Origin of the sequence: Streptomyces sp. ADI95-16 (assembly GCF_003721495.1) — a bacterium.
Taxonomy (GTDB): domain Bacteria; phylum Actinomycetota; class Actinomycetes; order Streptomycetales; family Streptomycetaceae; genus Streptomyces; species Streptomyces goshikiensis.
In genome coordinates this window covers 1955473-1977438 of the sequence record NZ_CP033581.1, presented here as the reverse complement: position 1 = coordinate 1977438, position 21966 = coordinate 1955473, and the positions used below count along the sequence as shown (strand labels likewise).

Annotated in this window: 17 protein-coding genes; 15 read left to right on the top strand and 2 right to left on the bottom strand. The window is 72.0% G+C overall.

Translation table 11 applies throughout. The annotated features are described in order from the left end of the window. Position 1 precedes the first annotated feature (1 nt). The 12 genes from EES41_RS08415 to EES41_RS08360 all read left to right on the top strand — a co-directional run bounded on the left by EES41_RS08415 (position 2) and on the right by EES41_RS08360 (position 14899). Complete coding sequence (locus EES41_RS08415; RefSeq protein ID WP_073778925.1) at positions 2-1288, top strand: dihydroorotase; 1287 nt, start codon at positions 2-4, stop codon at positions 1286-1288. Next, positions 1285-1866 carry a hypothetical protein gene (locus EES41_RS08410; protein ID WP_073778923.1) on the top strand — a complete coding sequence of 194 codons (582 nt, stop codon included), beginning with the start codon at positions 1285-1287 and terminating at the stop codon, positions 1864-1866. Before EES41_RS08415 ends, EES41_RS08410 begins: the two co-directional genes overlap by 4 nt. Then, entirely contained in the window at positions 1863-3020 is a 1158-nt protein-coding gene (gene carA, locus EES41_RS08405; protein ID WP_123076963.1) for a glutamine-hydrolyzing carbamoyl-phosphate synthase small subunit, read from the top strand. Before EES41_RS08410 ends, carA begins: the two co-directional genes overlap by 4 nt. Beyond that, positions 3013-6321 carry a carbamoyl-phosphate synthase large subunit gene (carB, locus tag EES41_RS08400; protein ID WP_123076961.1) on the top strand — a complete coding sequence of 1103 codons (3309 nt, stop codon included), beginning with the start codon at positions 3013-3015 and terminating at the stop codon, positions 6319-6321. Before carA ends, carB begins: the two co-directional genes overlap by 8 nt. 81 nt (positions 6322-6402) lie before the next feature. Further along, positions 6403-7512 (top strand): quinone-dependent dihydroorotate dehydrogenase, encoded by a 1110-nt coding sequence (locus EES41_RS08395; protein ID WP_123076959.1) that lies wholly within the window; start codon positions 6403-6405, stop codon positions 7510-7512. After that, positions 7509-8348: an orotidine-5'-phosphate decarboxylase gene (pyrF, locus tag EES41_RS08390; protein ID WP_302186153.1), complete on the top strand. Its 840-nt coding sequence runs from the start codon at positions 7509-7511 to the stop codon at positions 8346-8348. The genes EES41_RS08395 and pyrF overlap by 4 nt, the downstream gene beginning before the upstream one ends. Positions 8349-8664: 316 nt before the next feature. Further along, positions 8665-8988, top strand: a complete 324-nt coding sequence (locus EES41_RS08385; protein ID WP_008740406.1) for an integration host factor — start codon at positions 8665-8667, stop codon at positions 8986-8988. Between the two features lie 61 nt (positions 8989-9049). Next, on the top strand, positions 9050-9613 hold the full coding sequence (gene gmk / locus EES41_RS08380) for a guanylate kinase (protein WP_073778917.1): 564 nt from the start codon (positions 9050-9052) through the stop codon (positions 9611-9613). A gap of 63 nt (positions 9614-9676) precedes the next feature. Further along, positions 9677-9949, top strand: a complete 273-nt coding sequence (gene rpoZ / locus EES41_RS08375; RefSeq protein WP_004948662.1) for a DNA-directed RNA polymerase subunit omega — start codon at positions 9677-9679, stop codon at positions 9947-9949. Positions 9950-10049: 100 nt separating this feature from the next. Beyond that, positions 10050-11264: a bifunctional phosphopantothenoylcysteine decarboxylase/phosphopantothenate--cysteine ligase CoaBC gene (coaBC, locus tag EES41_RS08370; RefSeq protein WP_123082349.1), complete on the top strand. Its 1215-nt coding sequence runs from the start codon at positions 10050-10052 to the stop codon at positions 11262-11264. A 194-nt stretch (positions 11265-11458) separates the two neighbouring features. After that, a complete protein-coding gene (gene metK, locus EES41_RS08365) occupies positions 11459-12667 on the top strand; it encodes a methionine adenosyltransferase (protein WP_008740396.1) in 1209 nt (402 codons plus the stop codon). A 99-nt stretch (positions 12668-12766) separates the two neighbouring features. After that, complete coding sequence (locus EES41_RS08360; RefSeq protein ID WP_123076957.1) at positions 12767-14899, top strand: primosomal protein N'; 2133 nt, start codon at positions 12767-12769, stop codon at positions 14897-14899. A 126-nt stretch (positions 14900-15025) separates the two neighbouring features. Here the strand turns inward: EES41_RS08360 and EES41_RS08355 are convergent, their stop codons facing one another. Next, positions 15026-15565 carry a hypothetical protein gene (locus EES41_RS08355; protein WP_123076955.1) on the bottom strand — a complete coding sequence of 180 codons (540 nt, stop codon included), beginning with the start codon at positions 15563-15565 and terminating at the stop codon, positions 15026-15028. A gap of 254 nt (positions 15566-15819) precedes the next feature. On the opposite strand from EES41_RS08355, the gene fmt reads away from it, so the two are divergent. Both fmt and EES41_RS08345 read left to right on the top strand, forming a co-directional pair. After that, positions 15820-16764, top strand: coding sequence for a methionyl-tRNA formyltransferase (gene fmt / locus EES41_RS08350; protein ID WP_123076953.1), 945 nt, complete (start codon positions 15820-15822; stop codon positions 16762-16764). Between the two features lie 154 nt (positions 16765-16918). After that, entirely contained in the window at positions 16919-18424 is a 1506-nt protein-coding gene (locus EES41_RS08345) for an RsmB/NOP family class I SAM-dependent RNA methyltransferase (RefSeq protein WP_123076951.1), read from the top strand. Positions 18425-19823: 1399 nt separating this feature from the next. On the opposite strand, the gene EES41_RS08340 is transcribed toward EES41_RS08345, so the two are convergent. After that, positions 19824-21080, bottom strand: a complete 1257-nt coding sequence (locus EES41_RS08340; protein ID WP_123082348.1) for an MFS transporter — start codon at positions 21078-21080, stop codon at positions 19824-19826. Positions 21081-21212: 132 nt separating this feature from the next. On the opposite strand from EES41_RS08340, the gene rpe reads away from it, so the two are divergent. Beyond that, the gene (rpe, locus tag EES41_RS08335; RefSeq protein WP_123076949.1) at positions 21213-21899 is read left to right on the top strand and encodes a ribulose-phosphate 3-epimerase; all 687 of its coding nucleotides are present in this window, start codon (positions 21213-21215) and stop codon (positions 21897-21899) included. Positions 21900-21966: the final 67 nt, after the last annotated feature.

Below are 21966 nucleotides of genomic sequence, written 5' to 3'. Positions count from 1 at the left end.
CATGAGCAAGATCCTGATCCGTGGCGCGAAGGTACTCGGCGGCGAGGCGCAGGACGTCCTGATCGACGGCGAGACCATCGCCGCCGTGGGCACGGGCCTGGACGCCGAGGGCGCGACCGTCATCGAGGCCGCCGGCCAGACGCTCCTCCCCGGCCTCGTCGACCTGCACACCCACCTGCGCGAGCCCGGCCGCGAGGACTCCGAGACCGTCCTGACCGGCACCCGCGCCGCCGCCTCCGGCGGCTACACCGCCGTGTTCGCCATGGCGAACACCTTCCCGGTCGCCGACACCGCCGGCGTCGTCGAGCAGGTCTGGCGCCTGGGCAAGGAATCCGGCTACTGCGACGTGCAGCCCATCGGCGCCGTCACCGTCGGCCTGGAGGGCAAGCAGCTCTCCGAACTCGGCGCGATGCACGACTCCGCCGCCCGCGTCACCGTCTTCTCCGACGACGGCAAGTGCGTCGACGACGCCGTGATCATGCGCCGCGCCCTGGAGTACGTGAAGGCCTTCGGCGGCGTCGTCGCCCAGCACGCCCAGGAGCCCCGCCTGACCGAGGGCGCCCAGATGAACGAGGGCATCGTCTCCGCCGAGCTCGGCCTCGGCGGCTGGCCCGCCGTGGCCGAGGAGTCGATCATCGCCCGCGACGTGCTCCTCGCCGAGCACGTCGGCTCCCGCGTGCACATCTGCCACCTCTCCACCGCCGGCTCCGTCGAGATCGTCCGCTGGGCCAAGTCCCGCGGCATCGACGTCACCGCCGAGGTCACCCCGCACCACCTCCTCCTCACCGACGAGCTCGTCCGCTCGTACAACGCGGTGTACAAGGTCAACCCGCCGCTGCGCACCGAGCGCGACGTGACGGCCCTGCGCGAGGCGCTCGCCGACGGCACGATCGACATCGTCGCCACCGACCACGCCCCGCACCCGCACGAGGACAAGGACTGCGAGTGGGCCGCGGCCGCCATGGGCATGGTGGGCCTGGAGACCGCGCTCTCCGTCGTCCAGCAGACGATGGTCGAGACCGGACTGCTCGACTGGGCGGGCGTCGCCGAGCGGATGTCCTTCGCCCCGGCCCGGATCGGCGGCCTGGACAACCACGGCCGTCCCGTCTCGGTGGGTGAACCCGCGAACCTGACCCTGGTCGACACCTCGTACCGTGGTGTCGTGGACCCCGCACAGTTCGCTTCCCGCAGCCGCAACACGCCCTACGAGGGCCGCGAGCTGCCGGGACGCGTCACTCACACCTTCCTGCGGGGCCGGGCAACGGTCGTGGACGGGACGCTGGCGTGACACCTGCAGTAATCCAACTGGCCGCCGAGGCCGCCGAACGACAGTCGGCGGAGGTGACGGACTGGGGCGCCCGCATCTCGTGGGTCGTCGGTCTGCTCGTCTTCATCGCGTTCGTGTACTGGCTGATGCGGCAGGGCTGGAAATGGCGCGGCGCCCTGCAGAGCGATCTGCCGGAGCTGCCCGCCGCCCCGAGCGGTCTCCCCGAGCACCGGCTGGCCCTGACCGGCCGGTACCACGGGTCCACCACCGCCGGGCAATGGCTCGACCGGATCGTCGCCCACGGTCTGGGCCTGCGCAGCCGGGTCGAGCTCACGCTCACCGACGCGGGCCTCGACGTGGTCCGTCCGGGGGCCAACGACTTCTTCGTACCGGCCGCGCAGCTGCGCGGCGCCCGCCTCGACAAGGGAATCGCGGGCAAGGTACTCACCGAGGGCGGTCTGCTCGTCGTCACATGGGCGCACGGCGACAAGCTGATCGACTCCGGATTCCGCTCCGACCGCGCGGCCGAGCACGCCGCCTGGGTCGAGGCGATCAACCACATGAACTCATCCATCACGACGGAAGGCGCCGAACGATGACGACCTCCACCAGGGGAGCAGCCAAAGCTCCCGCCGTACTCGTCCTGGAGGACGGCCGGATCTTCCGCGGCCGTGCCTACGGCGCTGTGGGGGAGACCTTCGGCGAGGCCGTGTTCTCCACCGGGATGACCGGCTACCAGGAGACCCTGACCGACCCGTCGTACCACCGCCAGGTCGTCGTCATGACGGCCCCGCACGTGGGCAACACCGGAGTCAACGACGAGGACCCCGAGTCCTCGCGCATCTGGGTCTCCGGCTACGTCGTGCGCGACCCCGCGCGCGTCCCCTCCAACTGGCGCTCCCGGCGCTCGCTGGACGAGGAGCTGGTCAAGCAGGGCGTCGTCGGCATCTCCGGCGTCGACACCCGCGCCCTGACCCGCCACCTGCGCGAGCGCGGCGCCATGCGCGTCGGCATCTTCTCCGGCGTGGCGATCGCCGAGGACGAGGCCCTGCTGGCCCGCGTCCAGGCCGCCCCGCAGATGAAGGGCGCCAACCTCTCCGCCGAGGTCGCCACCAAGGAGGCGTACGTCGTCCCCGCGATCGGCGAGAAGCGCTTCACCGTCGCCGCCGTGGACCTCGGCATCAAGGGCATGACCCCGCACCGGATGGCCGAGCGCGGCATCGAGGTGCACGTGCTCCCCGCCACCGCCACCGTCGAGGACGTGTACGCGGTCAACCCCGACGGCGTGTTCTTCTCCAACGGCCCGGGCGACCCGGCCACCGCCGACGGCCCCGTCGCCGTCATGCAGGGCGTCCTCGCCCGCAAGACGCCGCTCTTCGGCATCTGCTTCGGCAACCAGATCCTGGGCCGCGCTCTCGGCTTCGGCACGTACAAGCTGAAGTACGGCCACCGCGGCATCAACCAGCCGGTGCAGGACCGCACCACCGGCAAGGTCGAGATCACCGCGCACAACCACGGCTTCGCCGTCGACGCGCCCCTCGACAAGGTCTCCGAGACCCCCTACGGCCGCGCCGAGGTCTCCCACGTCTGCCTGAACGACCAGGTCGTCGAAGGCCTCCAGCTGCTCGACCAGCCGGCCTTCTCCGTCCAGTACCACCCCGAGGCGGCAGCCGGCCCGCACGACGCCGCCTACCTCTTCGACCGCTTCACGTCTTTGATGGAAACCGCCCTGATGGAGGCCGAGCGTGCCTAAGCGCACCGATATCCAGTCCGTCCTGGTCATCGGCTCCGGCCCGATCGTCATCGGCCAGGCCGCGGAATTCGACTACTCCGGCACCCAGGCCTGCCGCATCCTCAAGGCCGAGGGCCTGCGGGTGATCCTGGTCAACTCCAACCCCGCGACGATCATGACCGACCCGGAGATCGCCGACGCCACGTACGTCGAGCCGATCACCCCCGAGTTCGTCGAGAAGATCATCGCGAAGGAGCGCCCCGACGCGCTGCTCCCCACCCTCGGCGGCCAGACCGCGCTCAACACCGCCATCTCCATGCACGAGCAGGGTGTGCTGGAGAAGTACGGCGTCGAGCTCATCGGCGCCAACGTCGAGGCCATCAACAAGGGCGAGGACCGCGAGCTCTTCAAGGGCGTCGTCGAGGCGGTCAAGGCCAAGATCGGCTACGGCGAGTCCGCCCGCTCGGTCATCTGCCACACGATGGACGACGTCATCAAGGGCGTCGACACCCTCGGCGGCTACCCCGTCGTCGTGCGCCCCTCCTTCACCATGGGCGGCGCCGGCTCCGGCTTCGCCCACGACGAGGACGAGCTGCGCCGCATCGCCGGCCAGGGCCTCACGCTCTCCCCGACCACCGAGGTGCTCCTGGAGGAGTCCATCCTCGGCTGGAAGGAGTACGAGCTGGAGCTGATGCGCGACACCAAGGACAACGTCGTCGTCGTCTGCTCCATCGAGAACTTCGACCCGATGGGCGTCCACACCGGCGACTCCATCACCGTCGCCCCGGCCATGACGCTCACCGACCGCGAGTACCAGCGGCTGCGCGACATCGGCATCGCGATCATCCGCGAGGTCGGCGTCGACACCGGCGGCTGCAACATCCAGTTCGCGATCGACCCGGCCGACGGCCGCGTCATCGTCATCGAGATGAACCCGCGCGTCTCGCGCTCCTCGGCGCTCGCGTCGAAGGCCACCGGCTTCCCGATCGCCAAGATCGCCGCCAAGCTGGCCATCGGCTACACCCTCGACGAGGTCCCCAACGACATCACCGAGAAGACGCCGGCCTCCTTCGAGCCGTCCCTCGACTACGTCGTCGTCAAGGCCCCGCGCTTCGCCTTCGAGAAGTTCCCGCTGGCCGACGCCACCCTCACCACCACGATGAAGTCGGTGGGCGAGGCCATGGCCATCGGCCGCAACTTCACCGAGGCCCTCCAGAAGGCCCTGCGGTCCCTGGAGAAGAAGGGCTCGCAGTTCACCTTCGTCGGAGACCCCGGTGACAAGGCCGAGCTGCTGGCCACCGCGGTCCGCCCGACCGACGGCCGCATCAACACCGTCATGCAGGCCATCCGCGCCGGCGCCACCCAGGAAGAGGTCTTCGAGTACACGAAGATCGACCCCTGGTTCGTCGACCAGCTCTTCCTGATCAAGGAGATCGCCGACGAGCTCGCCGCCGCCGAGAAGCTCGACCCCGAGCTCCTCGCCGAGGCCAAGCGGCACGGCTTCTCCGACGCCCAGATCGCCGAGATCCGCGGTCTGCGCGAGGACGTCGTCCGCGAGGTCCGCCACGCCCTCGGCGTCCGCCCGGTCTACAAGACGGTCGACACCTGCGCCGCCGAGTTCGCCGCGAAGACCCCGTACTTCTACTCCTCGTACGACGAGGAGTCCGAGGTCGCGCCCCGCACCAAGCCCGCGGTGATCATCCTGGGCTCCGGCCCGAACCGCATCGGCCAGGGCATCGAGTTCGACTACTCCTGCGTCCACGCCTCCTTCGCCCTCAGCGACGCCGGCTACGAGACCGTGATGGTCAACTGCAACCCGGAGACCGTCTCGACGGACTACGACACCTCCGACCGCCTGTACTTCGAGCCGCTGACGCTCGAAGACGTGCTGGAGATCGTCCACGCCGAGTCGCTGGCCGGCCCCATCGCCGGTGTCGTCGTCCAGCTCGGCGGCCAGACCCCCCTCGGTCTCGCCCAGGCGCTCAAGGACAACGGCGTCCCCGTCGTCGGCACCTCGCCCGAGGCCATCCACGCCGCCGAGGACCGCGGCGCCTTCGGCCAGGTCCTCGCCGACGCCGGCCTGCCGGCCCCCAAGCACGGCACCGCCACCACCTTCGCGGGCGCCAAGGCCATCGCCGACGAGATCGGCTACCCGGTCCTGGTCCGCCCCTCGTACGTGCTCGGCGGCCGCGGCATGGAGATCGTCTACGACGAGGACCGGCTGTCCTCGTACATCGCGGAGTCCACCGAGATCTCCCCGACCCGCCCCGTGCTGGTCGACCGCTTCCTCGACGACGCGATCGAGATCGACGTCGACGCCCTCTACGACGGCACCGAGCTCTACCTCGGCGGCGTCATGGAGCACATCGAGGAAGCCGGCATCCACTCCGGCGACTCCGCCTGCGCCCTGCCCCCGATCACCCTCGGCGGCTACGACATCAAGCGCCTGCGCGCCTCCACCGAGGCCATCGCCAAGGGCGTCGGCGTCCGCGGCCTGATCAACATCCAGTTCGCGATGGCGGGCGACATCCTCTACGTCCTGGAGGCCAACCCGCGCGCCTCCCGGACCGTCCCCTTCACCTCGAAGGCGACCGCCGTCCCGCTCGCGAAGGCCGCCGCCCGCATCTCGCTCGGCACCACCATCGCCGAGCTGCGCGAAGAGGGCATGCTGCCCAAGACCGGCGACGGCGGCACCCTGCCGCTCGACGCGCCGATCTCCGTCAAGGAAGCCGTCATGCCGTGGTCGCGCTTCCGCGACATCCAGGGCCGCGGCGTGGACACCGTCCTCGGCCCGGAGATGCGCTCCACCGGCGAGGTCATGGGCATCGACACCGTCTTCGGCACGGCGTACGCCAAGTCGCAGGCCGGCGCCTACGGCCCGCTGCCCACCAAGGGCCGCGCGTTCATCTCCGTCGCCAACCGCGACAAGCGCTCGATGATCTTCCCGGCGCGCGAGCTCGTCGCCCACGGCTTCGAGCTGATGGCCACCTCCGGCACCGCCGAGGTCCTGCGCCGCAACGGCATCAACGCCACCGTCGTGCGCAAGCTCAGCGAGGGCGAGGGCCCCGACGGCGAGAAGACCATCGTCCAGCTCATCCACGACGGCCAGGTCGACCTGATCGTCAACACCCCGTACGGCACCGGCGGCCGCCTCGACGGCTACGAGATCCGTACCGCGGCGGTGGCGCGCAGCGTCCCGTGCCTGACCACGGTCCAGGCGCTCGCCGCCGCCGTGCAGGGCATCGACGCGCTCAACCGCGGGGACGTGGGCGTCCGCTCGCTCCAGGAGCACGCGGAACAGCTGACCGCGGCCCGCGACTAGCAGCCCGTACGAGGAGGGGGACACGGACGCGCGACGCGCGTCGGTGTCCCCCTCGTCATGAGCGCACAAGGGATCTTCGACATGTACGAACTGTTCTTCAACCTGGTCTTCAAGCGGATGGACCCGGAGCGGGCCCACTACGCGGCCTTCCGCTGGATCCGCGGCGCGGCCCGCACCCCCGTGCTGCGCACCTTCGTGGCGGCGGCCCTCGCCCCCCGGCACGAGGAGCTGCGCACCGAGGCGCTCGGGCTGCGGATGCACGGCCCCTTCGGGCTCGCGGCCGGCTTCGACAAGAACGCCGTCGCGATCGACGGCATGGCGATGCTCGGCTTCGACCACGTCGAGATCGGCACGGTCACCGCGCGGGCCCAGCCCGGCAACCCGAAGAAGCGGCTGTTCCGGCTCGTGCCGGACCGCGCGCTGATCAACCGCATGGGATTCAACAACGAGGGCTCCGAGGCCGTGGCGGCCCGTCTGGCGGCCCGCAAGGCCGTCTTCAAGACGGTCGTGGGCGTCAACATCGGCAAGACCAAGGTCGTGCCCGAGGAGGAGGCCGTGGGGGACTACGTCGCCTCCACCGAGCGGCTGGCCCGCCACGCCGACTACCTCGTGGTCAACGTCTCCTCGCCGAACACCCCCGGCCTGCGCAACCTCCAGGCCACCGAGTCGCTGCGGCCGCTGCTGACGGCCGTGCGCGAGGCCGCCGACCGCACCGTCACGGACCGCCGGGTCCCGCTGCTCGTCAAGATCGCGCCGGACCTCGCCGACGAGGACGTCGACTCCGTCGCGGACCTCGCCCTGGAGCTGGGCCTGGACGGCATCATCGCGACCAACACCACCATCGCCCGCGAGGGCCTGGGGCTGAAGTCCGACCCCTCGCTCGTCAAGGAGACCGGCGGGCTCTCCGGAGCGCCGGTCAAGGAGCGCTCCCTGGAGGTCCTGAGGCGCCTGTACGCCCGCGTGGGGGACCGCCTGGCCCTCGTGGGCGTCGGGGGCGTCGAGAACGCCGAGGACGCCTGGCAGCGGATCCTGGCCGGCGCGAGCCTGGTCCAGGGCTACAGCGCCTTCATCTACGAGGGCCCGTTCTACGCCCGCGCGATCCACAAGGGCCTGGCCGCGCGCCTGGCCGACAGCCCGTACGCGACCCTCGCCGAAGCGGTGGGCGCCGAGACCCGAAAGGCCTCGCAGTGACCGTGACCCCGTTCGGCACCCGCCTCCGCGAGGCGATGGACTCCCGTGGCCCGCTCTGCGTGGGCATCGACCCGCACGCGGCCCTGCTGGCCTCCTGGGGCCTCAGCGACGACATCGCGGGGCTGGAGGCCTTCTCCCGCACGGTCGTCGAGGCGCTGGCGGAGGAGGTCGCGGTGTTCAAGCCGCAGGCCGCCTTCTTCGAGCGGTTCGGATCGCGCGGCATCGCCGTGCTGGAGCGGACCGTCGCGGACGCCCGCGCGGCGGGCGCGCTCGTCGTGATGGACGCCAAGCGCGGCGACATCGGCTCGACCATGGCCGCGTACGCCGAGACGTTCCTGTCGCCCTCCTCGCCGCTGTTCTCGGACGCCCTGACGGTCTCCCCGTACCTGGGCTACGGCTCGCTCGCCCCGGCCGTGGAGCTGGCGCGCGAGTCCGGCGCGGGCCTGTTCGTCCTCGCCCTCACCTCCAACCCGGAGGGCGCCGAGGTCCAGCGCGCCGTACGGGAGGACGGGCGCTCGATCGGCGCGACGATGCTGGCGCACCTCGCGGCGGAGAACGAGGGCGCCGTTCCGATGGGCTCCTTCGGAGCCGTGGTCGGCGCCACGCTCGGCGACCTGTCCTCCTTCGACCTGGACATCAACGGCCCGCTGCTGGCCCCCGGCATCGGCGCCCAGGGTGCCACCGCGGCCGATCTGCCGGCCGTCTTCGGCGCGGCCGTGCGCAACGTCGTCCCGAACGTCTCGCGGGGCGTCCTGAAGCACGGTCCGGACGCGGCCGCGCTCCGCGCGTCGGCCGCCGGGTTCGCCGAGGAGATCCGCAAGGCCGTTTCGGCCTGATCGGAGTGCCGTTCCGCTCCTCCGGAGGAACCTCCGACGGCCTCTCCGGAGGAGCGTGTCGCACCTCTTGACGAAATTCGAACGTCTTTCACCGGACAAAACCGGGGTGATTTGTCCGTGATGTACGGTTCAGTGGAGGCTGACCAGGACTTTTCGTTCGTTCTCGCTGACTGGAGCGGCCTTGGACGCTAGTCTCCGAGCAGAGTGAACGAGCAGCGAGCGATTATCGGCGCTGTTCGGGGGCTCGCCTGGTGTGGTGCCTTCGGGCTCCCCACCGGTCCGTATCCGACAGTTCGACATCCGAGGTGACGTAGGCGTGGCTCTTCCGCCCCTTACCCCTGAACAGCGCGCAGCCGCGCTCGAAAAGGCCGCCGCGGCTCGCCGGGAGCGGGCCGAGGTGAAGAATCGACTCAAGCACTCCGGCGCTTCGCTCCAAGAGGTCATCAAGACGGGCCAGGAGAACGACGTCATCGGCAAGATGAAGGTCTCCGCCCTGCTGGAGTCCCTGCCTGGCGTGGGCAAGGTCCGCGCCAAGCAGATCATGGAGCGCCTCGGCATCTCCGAATCCCGGCGTGTCCGAGGTCTCGGCTCCAATCAGATCGCCTCTCTGGAGCGTGAGTTCGGCACTCCCGCCGGCTGACGCGTCGCCTGAAGTTCTCCCGGCGTTCTCAGGCAGTCCCGAGAAGCTGGATAATCGCTCTATGGCAGCAGAGGTTCGTCCGCGGCTGACCGTGCTCTCCGGCCCTTCGGGTGTCGGCAAGAGCACGGTCGTCGCGCATATGCGCAAGGTCCACCCGGAGGTATGGCTCTCGGTGTCGGCCACCACCCGCAAGCCGCGGCCCGGTGAGCGACACGGAGTCCACTACTTCTTCGTCAACGACGACGAGTTCGACAAGCTGATCGCCAACGGCGAGCTGCTGGAGTGGGCCGAGTTCGCGGGCAACCGCTACGGCACTCCGCGCGGCGCGGTGCTGGAGCGCCTGGACAACGGCGAACCGGTCCTGCTGGAGATCGATCTCCAGGGCGCCCGGCTCGTCCGCGAGTCGATGCCCGAGGCCCAGCTCGTCTTCCTGGCGCCGCCGAGCTGGGACGAGCTGGTCCGCCGGCTCACCGGCCGGGGAACCGAATCACCGGAGGTCATCCAGCGCCGTCTGGAGTCCGCCAAGGTCGAACTGGCTGCCGAGTCCGAGTTCGACACCACCCTGGTCAACACCTCCGTCGAGGACGTGGCGCGCGAGCTGCTAGCCTTGATGGAAGTTGTCTGATCGTTGACCGTTGTTCATTTCGGTCAATGCTTGATCATTCACCCATTCTTCGGAAGGTAGAGCGTGTCCTCTTCCATCACCGCGCCCGAGGGCATCATCAACCCGCCGATCGACGAGCTGCTCGAGGCCACGGACTCGAAGTACAGCCTCGTGATCTACGCGGCCAAGCGTGCGCGTCAGATCAACGCGTACTACTCGCAGCTCGGTGAGGGCCTGCTTGAGTACGTCGGCCCGCTGGTGGACACCCACGTCCACGAGAAGCCGCTCTCGATCGCGCTGCGCGAGATCAACGCGGGTCTGCTGACCTCCGAGGCCATCGAGGCCCCGGCCCAGTAAGGCACCGAGAAATCCTTTCACCACAGGCCCGGCAGAACATCTGCCGGGCCTGTGGTGTGTCATAGACACGTACGACGATCAGCGAGAGAGGGCGTGTGTGGTGGGTAAGCCGAAGGTCGTGCTCGGAGTCAGCGGCGGCATCGCCGCCTACAAGGCGTGCGAGCTGCTGCGCCGGCTCACCGAGTCCGGGCACGAGGTGCGGGTGGTCCCCACGGCGGCGTCCCTGAACTTCGTGGGCGAGGCCACCTGGGCCGCGCTGTCCGGTAACCCGGCCGGCACCCAGGTGTGGGAGACCGTCCACGAGGTCCCGCACGTCCGCATCGGGCAGGGCGCCGACCTCGTCGTCGTCGCCCCGGCCACCGCCGACATGCTGGCCAAGGCCGCCCACGGACTGGCCGACGACCTCCTCACCAACACCCTGCTCACCGCCCGCTGCCCGGTGGTCTTCGCGCCCGCGATGCACACCGAGATGTGGGAGCACCCCGCCACCCGGGAGAACGTGGCCACGCTGCGGCGCCGGGGCGCCATCGTCATCGAGCCCGCCGTCGGCCGGCTGACCGGCAAGGACACCGGCAAGGGACGGCTGCCCGACCCCGAGGAGATCTACGAGGTCTGCCGCAGGGTCCTGGCGCGCGGCGCGGCCGAGCCCGACCTGGCCGCCCGCCACATCGTGATCAGCGCGGGCGGCACCCGGGAGCCGCTCGACCCGGTCCGCTTCCTCGGCAACCGCTCCTCAGGCAAGCAGGGCTACGCCCTGGCCCGCACCGCCGCCGCCCGCGGCGCCCGGGTCACGCTGGTGGCGGCCAACACCGCGCTGGCCGACCCGGCCGGGGTGGACGTCGTACGGGTGGGGACGGCCCTGCAGCTGCGGGAGGCGGTGCTCAAGGCGGCCGCCGACGCGGACGCCGTGGTGATGGCGGCGGCCGTGGCCGATTTCCGGCCCGCCGTCTACGCCGACGGCAAGATCAAGAAGAAGGACGGCCAGGAGCCGGCCCCGGTGAACCTTGTGAGAAATCCGGACATCCTTGCGGAGATCTCGGCCGAACGGGCGAGGGAGGGCCAGATCGTCGTCGGATTCGCCGCCGAGACGGACGACGTCCTGGCGAACGGGCGGACCAAACTCGCCCGCAAGGGATGTGATCTTCTCGTGGTCAATGAGGTCGGCGAGACCAAGACCTTCGGTTCCGAGGAGAACGAAGCGGTCATCCTGGCATCCGACGGGACCGAGACGCCGGTCGCCCATGGTCCGAAGGAAGCCCTGGCGGACGCCATTTGGGATCAGGTCGCCGCGCGACTCGCCCGCCGAACCGCCTGAGTGGCGCCCTTCTCCCCGGCAATTCCGTGCGTCAGAATGGAGTGCCGCAGGTCACACGTCTCCCACAAGGCGAGACGGGTGGTCCGGTAAACGGTGCGGACCGATAAACTGCACCCGGAACGTGATCGGGCGCAGCCCCCGATGTGGTTCCGCCAAATGATCAGCCAGCAGCCGCTGCAACCCCAGGGAGCGATGTGTCCCGCCGCCTGTTCACCTCGGAGTCCGTGACCGAGGGCCACCCCGACAAGATCGCTGACCAGATCAGCGACACGATCCTCGACGCGCTCCTCACCGAGGACCCGACCTCTCGCGTGGCCGTGGAGACCCTCATCACCACCGGTCTCGTGCACATCGCGGGCGAGGTGACGACGAAGGCGTACGCGCCGATCGCGCAGCTCGTCCGTGACAAGATCCTGGAGATCGGTTACGACTCCTCGAAGAAGGGCTTCGACGGCGCCTCGTGCGGCGTGTCGGTGTCCATCGGCGCGCAGTCCCCGGACATCGCGCAGGGTGTCGACACCGCCTACGAGACCCGGGTCGAGGGCGATGAGGACGAGCTCGACAAGCAGGGCGCGGGCGACCAGGGCCTGATGTTCGGGTACGCGTGCGACGAGACCCCCGAGCTGATGCCGCTCCCGATCCACATCGCGCACCGGCTCTCCCGCCGGCTGTCCGAGGTCCGCAAGAACGGGACGATCCCGTACCTGCGCCCCGACGGCAAGACGCAGGTCACCATCGAGTACGACGGTGACAAGGCCGTCCGCCTCGACACGGTCGTCGTCTCCTCGCAGCACGCTGCGGACATCGACCTGGACTCGCTGCTGGCTCCGGACATCCGCGAGTTCGTCGTCGAGCACGTGCTGGCGCAGCTGGTCGAGGACGGCATCAAGCTGGAGACCGAGGGCTACCGCCTGCTGGTCAACCCGACCGGGCGTTTCGAGATCGGCGGCCCGATGGGCGACGCGGGTCTGACCGGCCGCAAGATCATCATCGACACCTACGGCGGCATGGCCCGTCACGGTGGCGGTGCCTTCTCCGGCAAGGACCCGTCCAAGGTCGACCGCAGCGCCGCCTACGCGATGCGCTGGGTCGCCAAGAACGTGGTCGCCGCCGGTCTCGCCTCGCGCTGCGAGGTCCAGGTCGCCTACGCGATCGGCAAGGCCGAGCCGGTGGGCCTGTTCGTCGAGACCTTCGGCACCGCCAAGGTCGAGGTCCAGAAGATCGAGGACGCCATCGGCCAGGTCTTCGACCTCCGCCCGGCCGCGATCATCCGCGACCTGGACCTGCTGCGCCCGATCTACGCCCAGACCGCCGCCTACGGCCACTTCGGCCGCGAGCTGCCGGACTTCACCTGGGAGCGCACCGACCGCGTGGACGCCCTGCGCCAGGCCGCCGGTCTGTAAGACCTCACCACGTACGGCCCCGGACCCTCGCGGTCCGGGGCCGTCCGCGTTCCGTCCCGGACCCGCCCGTTGTCGGTGGGGTTTGGTAAGAATGCGGGTGTGAGCAGCGCGAACGAGTCCGAGCAGCGGGGCGGGGACCAGGGTCCCGGCGGCCCGCCGGAGCAGCTCGCGCTCATGCGGGAGATGGTCGCCGGAGCGAAGGCCAAGGCCCCGAAGGCCAAGCCGCGCACCTGGCGGGGCGCGGCGCTCGCCGAAGAGCTCCCCGTCGCCCGGATCCTCGTCAACAAGGGCGTCCTCCACCTCGACCAGCTCTGGGACTACGCCGTCCCCGCCGAGCTCTCCGAGGCCGCGCAGCCCGGCGTCCGCGTCCGGGTCCGCTTCGGAGCCGGCTCCCACCAGGTGCACGGCGGCCGCCGGGAGGGCGGCGGTCTCATCGACGGCTTCATCGTCGAGCGCCGCGCCGAATCCGACTACGGCGGGGCGCTGGCCGCCCTCGCCCACGTCGTCTCGCCCGAGGTGGTCCTCAGCCCCCGCATGCTGGCCCTCGCCCGGGCCGTCGCCGAGCGCTACGCGGGCAGCCTGGCCGATGTCCTCCAGCTCGCCCTGCCCCCGCGCAACGCCCGCGCCGAGGCCAAGCCGTCCCCCGAGCCGCTGCCCGCGCCCGCCGTGCCCGAACCCGGCGGCTGGGCGCGGTACGGCGCCGGCCCCGCCTTCCTGCGCGCCCTCGCCACCGGCGCCGCCCCGCGCGCCGTGTGGACCGCGCTGCCCGGCCCCGGCTGGGCCGACGAACTGGCCCGGGCCATGGCGGCCACCCTCGCCTCCGGCCGCGGCGCCCTCGCCGTACTGCCCGACGGGCGCACCGCCGCCCGGGTCGACGCGGCGCTCACCGCCCTGCTCGGCGAGGGACGGCACGCGCTGCTGACCGCCGAGTCCGGACCGGAGAAGCGCTACCGCCAGTGGCTCGCCGTGCACCGGGGCTCGGTGCGCGCCGTCATCGGCACCCGGGCCGCGATGTTCGCTCCGGTGCGGGACCTCGGCCTGGTGGCGATCTGGGACGACGGGGACTCCAGCCACAGCGATGACCACGCCCCGTTCCCGCACGTCCGGGAGGTGCTGGAACTGCGCGCCGTCAGCGACGGCTGCGGATTCCTCGCCGGGAGCACCAGCTGCACCGTGGAGGCCGCCCAGCTCGTCGAGTCCGGCTGGGCGCGACCGCTGGTCGCCGCCCGCGAGACGGTACGGACCTGCGCGCCCCGGATCCGGACCGTCGGGGACGAGCTGCTGGCCCGGGACGGAGCGGCGCGCGCCGCGCGACTGCCCAGCCTGGCGTGGGAGACCGTACGGGAGGGGCTGAAGACCGGGCCCGTACTGGTACAGGTGCCCCGGCGGGGCTACGTACCGCGGCTGGCCTGCGAGCGGTGCCGGACACCGGCCCGGTGCACGGTCTGCGCGGGACCGCTGGAGGCTCCCGACGAGCGGGACCTGCGGTGCGGCTGGTGCGGGCGGGCCGAACCGGCCTGGCACTGCGAGGAGTGCGGCGCGTTCCGGCTGCGCGCCCAGGTGGTCGGCGCCCGGCGGACCGCCGAGGAACTGGGGCGGGCCTTCCCCGCCGTGCCCGTACGGACCTCCGGGCGGGACCACGTACTGGACGAGGTGCCGGACCGGCCGGCGCTGGTGGTGTGCACCCCCGGCGCCGAGCCCGTCGCCGCGGGCGAGGGGTACGCGGCCGCGCTGCTGCTGGACGGCTGGGCCATGCTGACCCGGCCCGACCTGCGCGCCGGGGAGGACGCCCTGCGGCGCTGGATCGGCGCGGCCTCGCTGGTGCGGGGGGCCGGGCAGGTCGTCGTGGTCGCCGAGCCGACGCTGCGGCCGGTCCAGGCGCTGGTGCGGTGGGACCCGGTGGGCCACGCGGTACGGGAACTCGCCGAGCGGGCCCAGCTGGGGTTCCCGCCGGTGTCCCGGATGGCCGCCGTGGCCGGGCGGGCCGAGGCGGTCGAAGCCTTCCTCACCGCCGCCGAACTGCCGCCGGACGCGGAGATCCTGGGCCCGGTGGCGCTGCCGGGCCGGCGCGGCGAACCCTCGCCCGGGGAGCGGGCCCTGGTCCGGGTGCCGCCGGGCAGCGGGGCGGCGCTGGCCGCCGCGCTCAAGGCGGCCCAGGCGGCCCGGCTGGCGCGCGGGGTCTCGGCGGCCGAATCGGTCCGGGTCCGGATCGACCCGCCCGACATCGGCTGAGCGCCGAACGCCCCCGGCGGAGCGCCGCGCTCCCGGCGGGGGCCGGGGGAGGGGACGCCCGCCGGGGGCGGGTCGGTGGGTAGGGCGGAGCCGTCGGGGGTCGGCGTCCCGGCGGCCGGGACGGCGTCAACCGCCCCGCGGGCCCGGGAAGGCCGGGGAACGGGTGGCGGCGCTCGCGCCCGCCGCGCTCTGGGATTCCTCGCGCACCGGCTGCGGCGGGGCCGAGCGGGCGGCGGGGACCGTGGGGAGCGGCCCCAGCGTCCGGGTGGTCGCCCCCTCGGCCGGCTGCTGCTCGGCGGTGGACTCGGCGGCGGCCTGCGCCCGGCGGGCCCCGTAACGGCGGTGTACGGCCTGCTTGGTGACGCCGAGGGCCGAACCGACCGCGTCCCACGAGAAGCCGAGCGAGCGGTCGAAGTCCACAGCGGCGGTGACCAGGGTCTCGACGCTGTCGCGCAGCTCCTGCGCGAGACGGACGGTGGGCGCGGGCGCCCTCCCGTACACGACGAAGCCCGTGGAGGGACCGGAGCGGCGCGGGCGGTACACGTTGCCGAGCTGGGCGGTGAGCGTACGCAGAGCATCCACCTGCCGGCGAACCCGCTCGATGTCCCGCACCAACAGGTGCAGGCTGGCCCGTGCTTGGGCGTCGTGGGTGGCGTGGTCGGCCATTGAAGAAGCCTCTCGAACCGGTGCTGAAGAGCGGATAGGGTCGCAGACACCGTTCTCGTCGGCGGCCCGGTTTCGGTCAATCTCTCTTGACCAACGCGCCACCCGGCGCCCAGGTCACGCTAGGGGGGCGTGTCGGCATATGCGAAGGGCGCGTGAGTGCGTGTACGCCCCCTCAACCGCGCAGGTGGGCCGCCCGGCGGACACCCCATAGACTGGTGTGCTGCTGACAGCCGAGATAGCGAGGTAGGACCCCAGTGAAGCTCGTCTTCGCAGGCACCCCCGAGGTTGCCGTGCCCGCCCTGGACACCCTCATCGCCTCCGGGCGGCACGAGGTCGCGGCCGTCATCACCCGGCCCGACGCACCGGCCGGCCGCGGCCGCCGTCTCGTCGCCAGCCCCGTCGCCGAACGCGCCGAGGAGGCCGGTATCGAGGTCCTCAAGCCGGCCCGGCCGCGCGACCCCGACTTCCAGGCCCGGCTCCGCGAGATCGACCCGGACTGCTGCCCGGTCGTCGCCTACGGCGCGCTGCTCCCGAAGAGCGCCCTGGAGATCCCCCGCCACGGATGGGTCAACCTGCACTTCTCGCTGCTGCCCGCGTGGCGCGGGGCCGCGCCCGTCCAGCACTCGATCATGGGCGGCGACCAGGTCACCGGCGCCTCCACCTTCCTCATCGAGGAGGGGCTGGACTCCGGGCCCGTCTACGGGCACCTGACCGAGGAGATCCGCGCCACCGACACCAGCGGCGACCTGCTCACCCGTCTCGCCTTCGCGGGCGCCGGACTGCTGGCCGCCACCATGGACGGCATCGAGGACGGCACGCTGCGCGCCGTGGCACAGCCGGCCGACGGGCTCTCGCTCGCGCCGAAGATCACCGTCGAGGACGCCCGGATCGACTGGAAGGCCCCGGCGATGCGGGCCGACCGCGTCGTACGCGGCTGCACGCCCGCGCCGGGCGCGTGGACCGTCTTCCGCGGGGAGCGGCTCAAGCTGATCTCGCTCGGCCTGGTCACCGACCGCACGGACCTGGCGCCGGGCGAGCTGGCCCCGGCGAAGAACAGCGTCTGCGTCGGCACCGGCTCGCACGCCGTGGAACTGCTCTGGGTGCAGCCGCAGGGCAAGAAGCCGATGAAGGGCGCCGACTGGGCCCGCGGAGTGCGGATCGCCCCCGGCGAGCGGCTCGGCGGGGCCGACGTAGGCTGATCCCAGTCGTACTGCCTGCCGTATCGGCGGCTTTCCCTGTCCACGGCCGTCCGTATCGGCTTCCGTACCGGCCTTCCGTACCGGCCTTCCGTACCGGCCTTCCGTACCGGCCTTCCGTATCAGCAGCGCCTCGTAACCCCGGAGCACCTTTCACGTGAGCGAACAGCCTCGTCAGCCTCGTCGTCGACCCGCCGCGGGCGGGGGTGGCAAGCCGTCCGGCCAGTCGGGCAACCGGGGCGGCCAGTCGGGCAAGCCGTACCGCCGGCCGCAGAAGGACCCCGTCCGGATGCTGGCCTTCGAGGTGCTGCGGGCGGTGGACGAGCGTGACGCCTACGCGAACCTCGTCCTGCCGCCGCTGCTGCGCAAGGCCCGCCAGGACGAGAACTTCGAGGCGCGGGACGCGGCCCTGGCCACCGAACTCGTCTACGGGACCCTGCGCCGCCAGGGGACGTACGACGCGGTGATCGCCGCCTGCGTCGACCGGCCGCTGCGCGAGGTCGACCCGCCCGTCCTGGACGTCCTCGCCCTGGGCGCCCACCAGCTCCTCGGCACCCGCATCCCCAGCCACGCGGCGGTCTCGGCCAGCGTGGAGCTGGCCCGGGTGGTGCTCGGCGACGGGCGCGCCAAGTTCGTCAACGCCGTCCTGCGGAAGATCGCCGCGCACGACCTCGACGCCTGGCTGGAGAAGGTCGCGCCGCCCTACGAGGACGACGCCGAGGAACACCTCGCCGTCTACCACTCGCACCCGCGCTGGGTCGTCAGCGCCCTGTGGGACGCGCTGGGCGGCGGCCGCGCCGGGATCGAGGACCTGCTGGAGGCCGACAACGAGCGGCCCGAGGTCACGCTGGTCGCGCGGCCCGGCCGGTCCACGACCGAGGAACTGCTCGACGCCGTCGGCGAGGACTCGGCGCTGCCGGGGCGCTGGTCCCCGTACGCCGTCCGGATGGCCGAGGGCGGCGAGCCGGGCGCGCTGGAGGCGGTGCGCGAAGGCCGCGCCGGAGTCCAGGACGAGGGCAGCCAGCTCGTGGCGATGGCCCTGGCGGCCGTGCCCGTGGACGGCCGCGACGAGCGCTGGCTCGACGGCTGCGCGGGACCGGGCGGCAAGGCGGCCCTGCTGGCGGCGCTGGCCGCCGAGCGCGGGGCGTTCCTGCTGGCCTCCGAGAAGCAGCCGCACCGCGCGCGCCTGGTGGAGAAGGCGCTGGCCGGCAATCCGGGCCCGTACCAGGTCATCACCGCGGACGGCACCCGGCCGCCGTGGCGACCGGGATCCTTCGACCGCGTGCTGATGGACGTGCCCTGCTCCGGCCTGGGCGCGCTGCGCCGCCGCCCGGAGGCGCGCTGGCGCCGCCGCCCCCAGGACCTGGAGGGCTTCGCGCCGCTCCAGCGGGGGCTGCTGCGGGAGGCGCTGTCGGCGGTACGGATCGGCGGGGTCGTGGGCTACGCGACCTGCTCCCCGCACCTGGCGGAGACCCGGGTGGTCGTGGACGACGTCCTCAAGGGGCGCGGTGCGGGAGCGGAGCCGGTGTCGGCCGAACTGATCGACGCCCGCCCGTTCATGCAGGGCGTCCCGGCGCTCGGCGACGGCCCGGACGTCCAGCTGTGGCCGCACCTGCACGGCACCGATGCGATGTACCTGGCGTTGCTGCGGCGGACGGCGTAGGGGAGCGGTAGCTCCCGGGGCGGGGTCGAACCGTGCTGGGGGCTTCCCGCCAGTCTCACTGTCCTTCCGGTTCGGTCCGGCCTGTCAAGGGCGCTCCTCCTCGTTCCTCGTCGTCGCGTCGCTTCGCGATGGCCTCCGGCCACCCTTGACAGCCCGGCCCGCCCCGGAATGCCAAAGACTGTCGGGAACCCCCCGAAGAAACGGTCAGGGGGGAGCATGACCACCGAGCCCGAGTGAGACGCCTGGCCGGGGCTCCGGCTTGGCAGAAACGCCGCCCTCCGGGCGGAACCCTTCCGAACCTGCACCCCACGGTGTCCAGATTGACCAAGGCGGCGGTCAGGCGCATCAGATCGCTACCCGCCTACCACTCGGCTCAGCGGCTGCGGCCCGGCCGTGGCTGGACATAAGCCGCCCATGGCCCCGACACGCGTCTCGCCCCACGCGGCTGCGGCCCGTCTGTGGTTGAACACAAGCCGCCCACACTGGGCGCACTTCTCGCCCCACGCGACTGCGGCCCGGACGTGGCTGGAGACAAGCCGCCCACGCTCGCCATACGCGTCTCACCTCACGCGGCTGCGGCTTGTCTGTGGTTCTTGTAGCCAGAAGACGAAGAGATCAGCCTGGATTGCGGTCAGGGCGACCCGACAGCCCACACCCACCCGCCAAACCGCCACAATCTGGACAGGATTGGGGTGGGATTGGGGTGGGATTGGGGTCTCTGGAGGTCCGATGGCCTCCAACCTGCATGAAATGACGCATCCGACCGTCTCAGGCCACACCACCCGACTACCTGCGGCCGCCGGCCGGTCCGCACTGTGGTTCCGGTCGTGGGCGGCTTGTGTCCAGCCACAGGCGGGCCGCAGTCGCTGAGCCGAGTGGTAGGCGGGTAGCGATCGTGGGCGGCTTGTGTCCAGCCACAGGCGGGTCGCAGACGCCGAGCCGAGAGGCAGGCGGGTAGCGATCGTGGGCGGCTTGTGTTCAGCCACGGCCGGTCCGCAGCCGCTGAGCCGAGTGGTAGGCGGGTAGCGATCTGATGCGCGGTGGGTCCCCTTCGCTGCGCTCGGGGCTTTCTGGGGCTCCGCCCCAGGCCCCGCGCCTCAAACGCCGGCGGGGCTGGAGTGCGGGCGGCGTTTCCGCCGAGCGGGAGCCCCGGCCGGGCGTCTCGGTACGGCTCGGTGGTCAGGCTCCCCCTGACCGTTTCTTTGGGGGGTTCCCGGCAGGCTTATTGGCGTTCCGGGGCGGGCCGGGCTGTCAAGGGTGGCCGAAGGCCATCGCGAAGCGACGCGACGACGAGGAACGAGGAGGAGCGCCCTTGACGGGGCGGATCGGCACGGAAGGACAGTGAGACTGGCGGGAAGTCCCCAGCGCTGTTCGATCCCGGCTCGGTGGCTCCTGCGCCTCACACGCCCCTCACCCTTTTCCGTACCGGGGAGAGCGAGAGGGGGATCCAGGCCAGGGCCGTGATGGTCGCGCCCGTCCAGAGGGTGGTGCCGAGGGTCGTGAGCTCCGTCAGGAGGCCTGAGGTGGCGGCGCCCAGGGCCAGGGCACCGGTGAGCATGAAGCGGAAAGTGGCGTTCATACGGCCCAGGAGGGGGTCCGGGGTGAGGTGTTGGCGGAGGCTGACGCCCAGGACGTTGTTCGCGCCGATCGTCGTCATCGCCAGCGTCCACCCCGCCCCCGCCAGCCAGAGCCACGGGCCGCGGTCCAGCAGGGGTACCAGCAGGGTGGCCGGGGTGAGGCTGAGGACCAGGGCGCGGCCGTAGCCGACGCGGGCCGCGAAGGGGCGGGCCAGGCGGGCGCCGAGGAGCAGGCCGATGCCGCCCGCCGCCCAGAACAGGCCGAGGGAGGCCGGGGAGAGCCCGAGTTCCCGTACGAACAGCACCGGCAGCATGGTGTTGATGATCGCGCCGCCCAGGTTGCTCAGCGTGGAGTTGAGCGCCAGGGCGCGTAGCTCCGGGTGGCCCAGGACGTGCCGCAGCCCCTCCCGGATCCGGGTCGTCAGCCGGGTGCGGTCGGCGGCCGGCGGGGCCGGGGCGGCGCCGATGCGGGTCAGGCGGAGCGCGGAGGCGAGGTAGGCGGTCGAGGCGCACGCGAGGGCGAAGGGCGCGGTGAGGGCGGCGACCAGGGCTCCGCCGGCGCCGCGGCCCGCGATGTTGGCGACGGCCATGAGGGTCACGATGGCCGCGTTGGCCCGGACCAGGCCGTCGCGGCCGATCAGCCGGGGCAGCACGCTCTGCGAGCCGATGTCGGAGAAGACGGTGGCGCAGCCCCCGAGCAGGACGACGGCGTACAGCTGCGCGAACGTGAGCGCGTCGAGCCACCAGGCGACGGGCAGCGAGGCGTAGAGGGCGGCGCGGGCGAGGTCGGAGGCGATCAGGACCCGGCGGGTGCGCAGCCGGTCGACCCAGGCGCCGGCCGGCAGGCCGATCAGCAGGAACGCGAGGGTGGAGAGCGTGGCGAGGGCGCCGACCTGCGCGGCCGTGGCGTCGAGGGCGGTGAGGGCGAGCAGCGGGACGGCCACCTGGCCGGTGTTGGTGGCGAGCTGGTTGAGGGTGGAGGCGGTGAAGAGGGTGCGGAAGTCCTTGTTGCGCCAGGGGGTGGGGTCGGCGGTCGTGATGTCCGGGGCGACGGGCACGCCGGTGGGCTGCGTTGTCATGAGCAGTACCGTGCCGGAGGTGACTCCGAAGGACAATTGAAATGTTCTCCATGATCATTTAAGCGGTGCTGCGGTAGTCACGAGATTCGGGGTCATGGCCGGAACCGTGCGAGGGCATGGCAGGCTTGGGGCATGGCCGTTCAGATCAATCCCAGCATCCTGTCCGCGGACTTCGCCCGGCTCGCCGAGGAGGCGAAGGCAGTCGAGGGCGCGGACTGGCTGCATGTCGACGTCATGGACAACCATTTCGTCCCGAACCTCACCCTCGGAATGCCGATCGTGGAGTCCCTCAGCCGGGCCACGGACATTCCGCTGGACCTGCACCTCATGATCGAGGACCCCGACCGCTGGGCTCCGCAGTACGTGGAGGCCGGGGCCGGATCCGTGACGTTCCACGCCGAGGCCGCGGCGGCGCCCGTGCGGCTGGCGCGGGAGATCCGGGCCAAGGGGGCCCGGGCGGCCATGGCGCTGAAGCCGGGCACCCCGATCGAGCAGTACGAGGACCTGCTGCCCGAGCTCGACATGCTGCTGATCATGACCGTCGAGCCCGGCTTCGGCGGGCAGTCCTTCCTCGACATCATGCTGCCCAAGATCCGCCGCACCCGGGAGATGATCGCCAAGCACGGGCTCGACCTGTGGCTGCAGGTCGACGGCGGGGTCTCCGCGACGACCATCGAGCGCGCGGCCGAGGCCGGCGCCGACGTGTTCGTCGCGGGCAGTGCCGTATACGGGGCCGTCGATCCGGCCGCCGCGGTGCGGACGCTGCGCGAGCAGGCGGGCGCGGCGATCGCCGCCGCGCCGTGGGGCTGCGACCACTAGGGGCGTCCCTGGGCGAGGGTTCGTGAACAGCTTGGTGAACGGGAGCTGTCCGGGCTGATCAGGGGCC

Coding starts and splice junctions, on each gene's coding strand:
- carA (WP_123076963.1), top strand. CDS start 1,863: ATGACGACCTCCACCAGGGGAGCAGCCAAAGCTCCCGCCGTACTCGTC.
- EES41_RS08340 (WP_123082348.1), bottom strand. CDS start 21,080: ATGACAACGCAGCCCACCGGCGTGCCCGTCGCCCCGGACATCACGACC.
- EES41_RS08415 (WP_073778925.1), top strand. CDS start 2: ATGAGCAAGATCCTGATCCGTGGCGCGAAGGTACTCGGCGGCGAGGCG.
- EES41_RS08355 (WP_123076955.1), bottom strand. CDS start 15,565: ATGGCCGACCACGCCACCCACGACGCCCAAGCACGGGCCAGCCTGCAC.
- EES41_RS08395 (WP_123076959.1), top strand. CDS start 6,403: ATGTACGAACTGTTCTTCAACCTGGTCTTCAAGCGGATGGACCCGGAG.
- rpe (WP_123076949.1), top strand. CDS start 21,213: ATGGCCGTTCAGATCAATCCCAGCATCCTGTCCGCGGACTTCGCCCGG.
- gmk (WP_073778917.1), top strand. CDS start 9,050: ATGGCAGCAGAGGTTCGTCCGCGGCTGACCGTGCTCTCCGGCCCTTCG.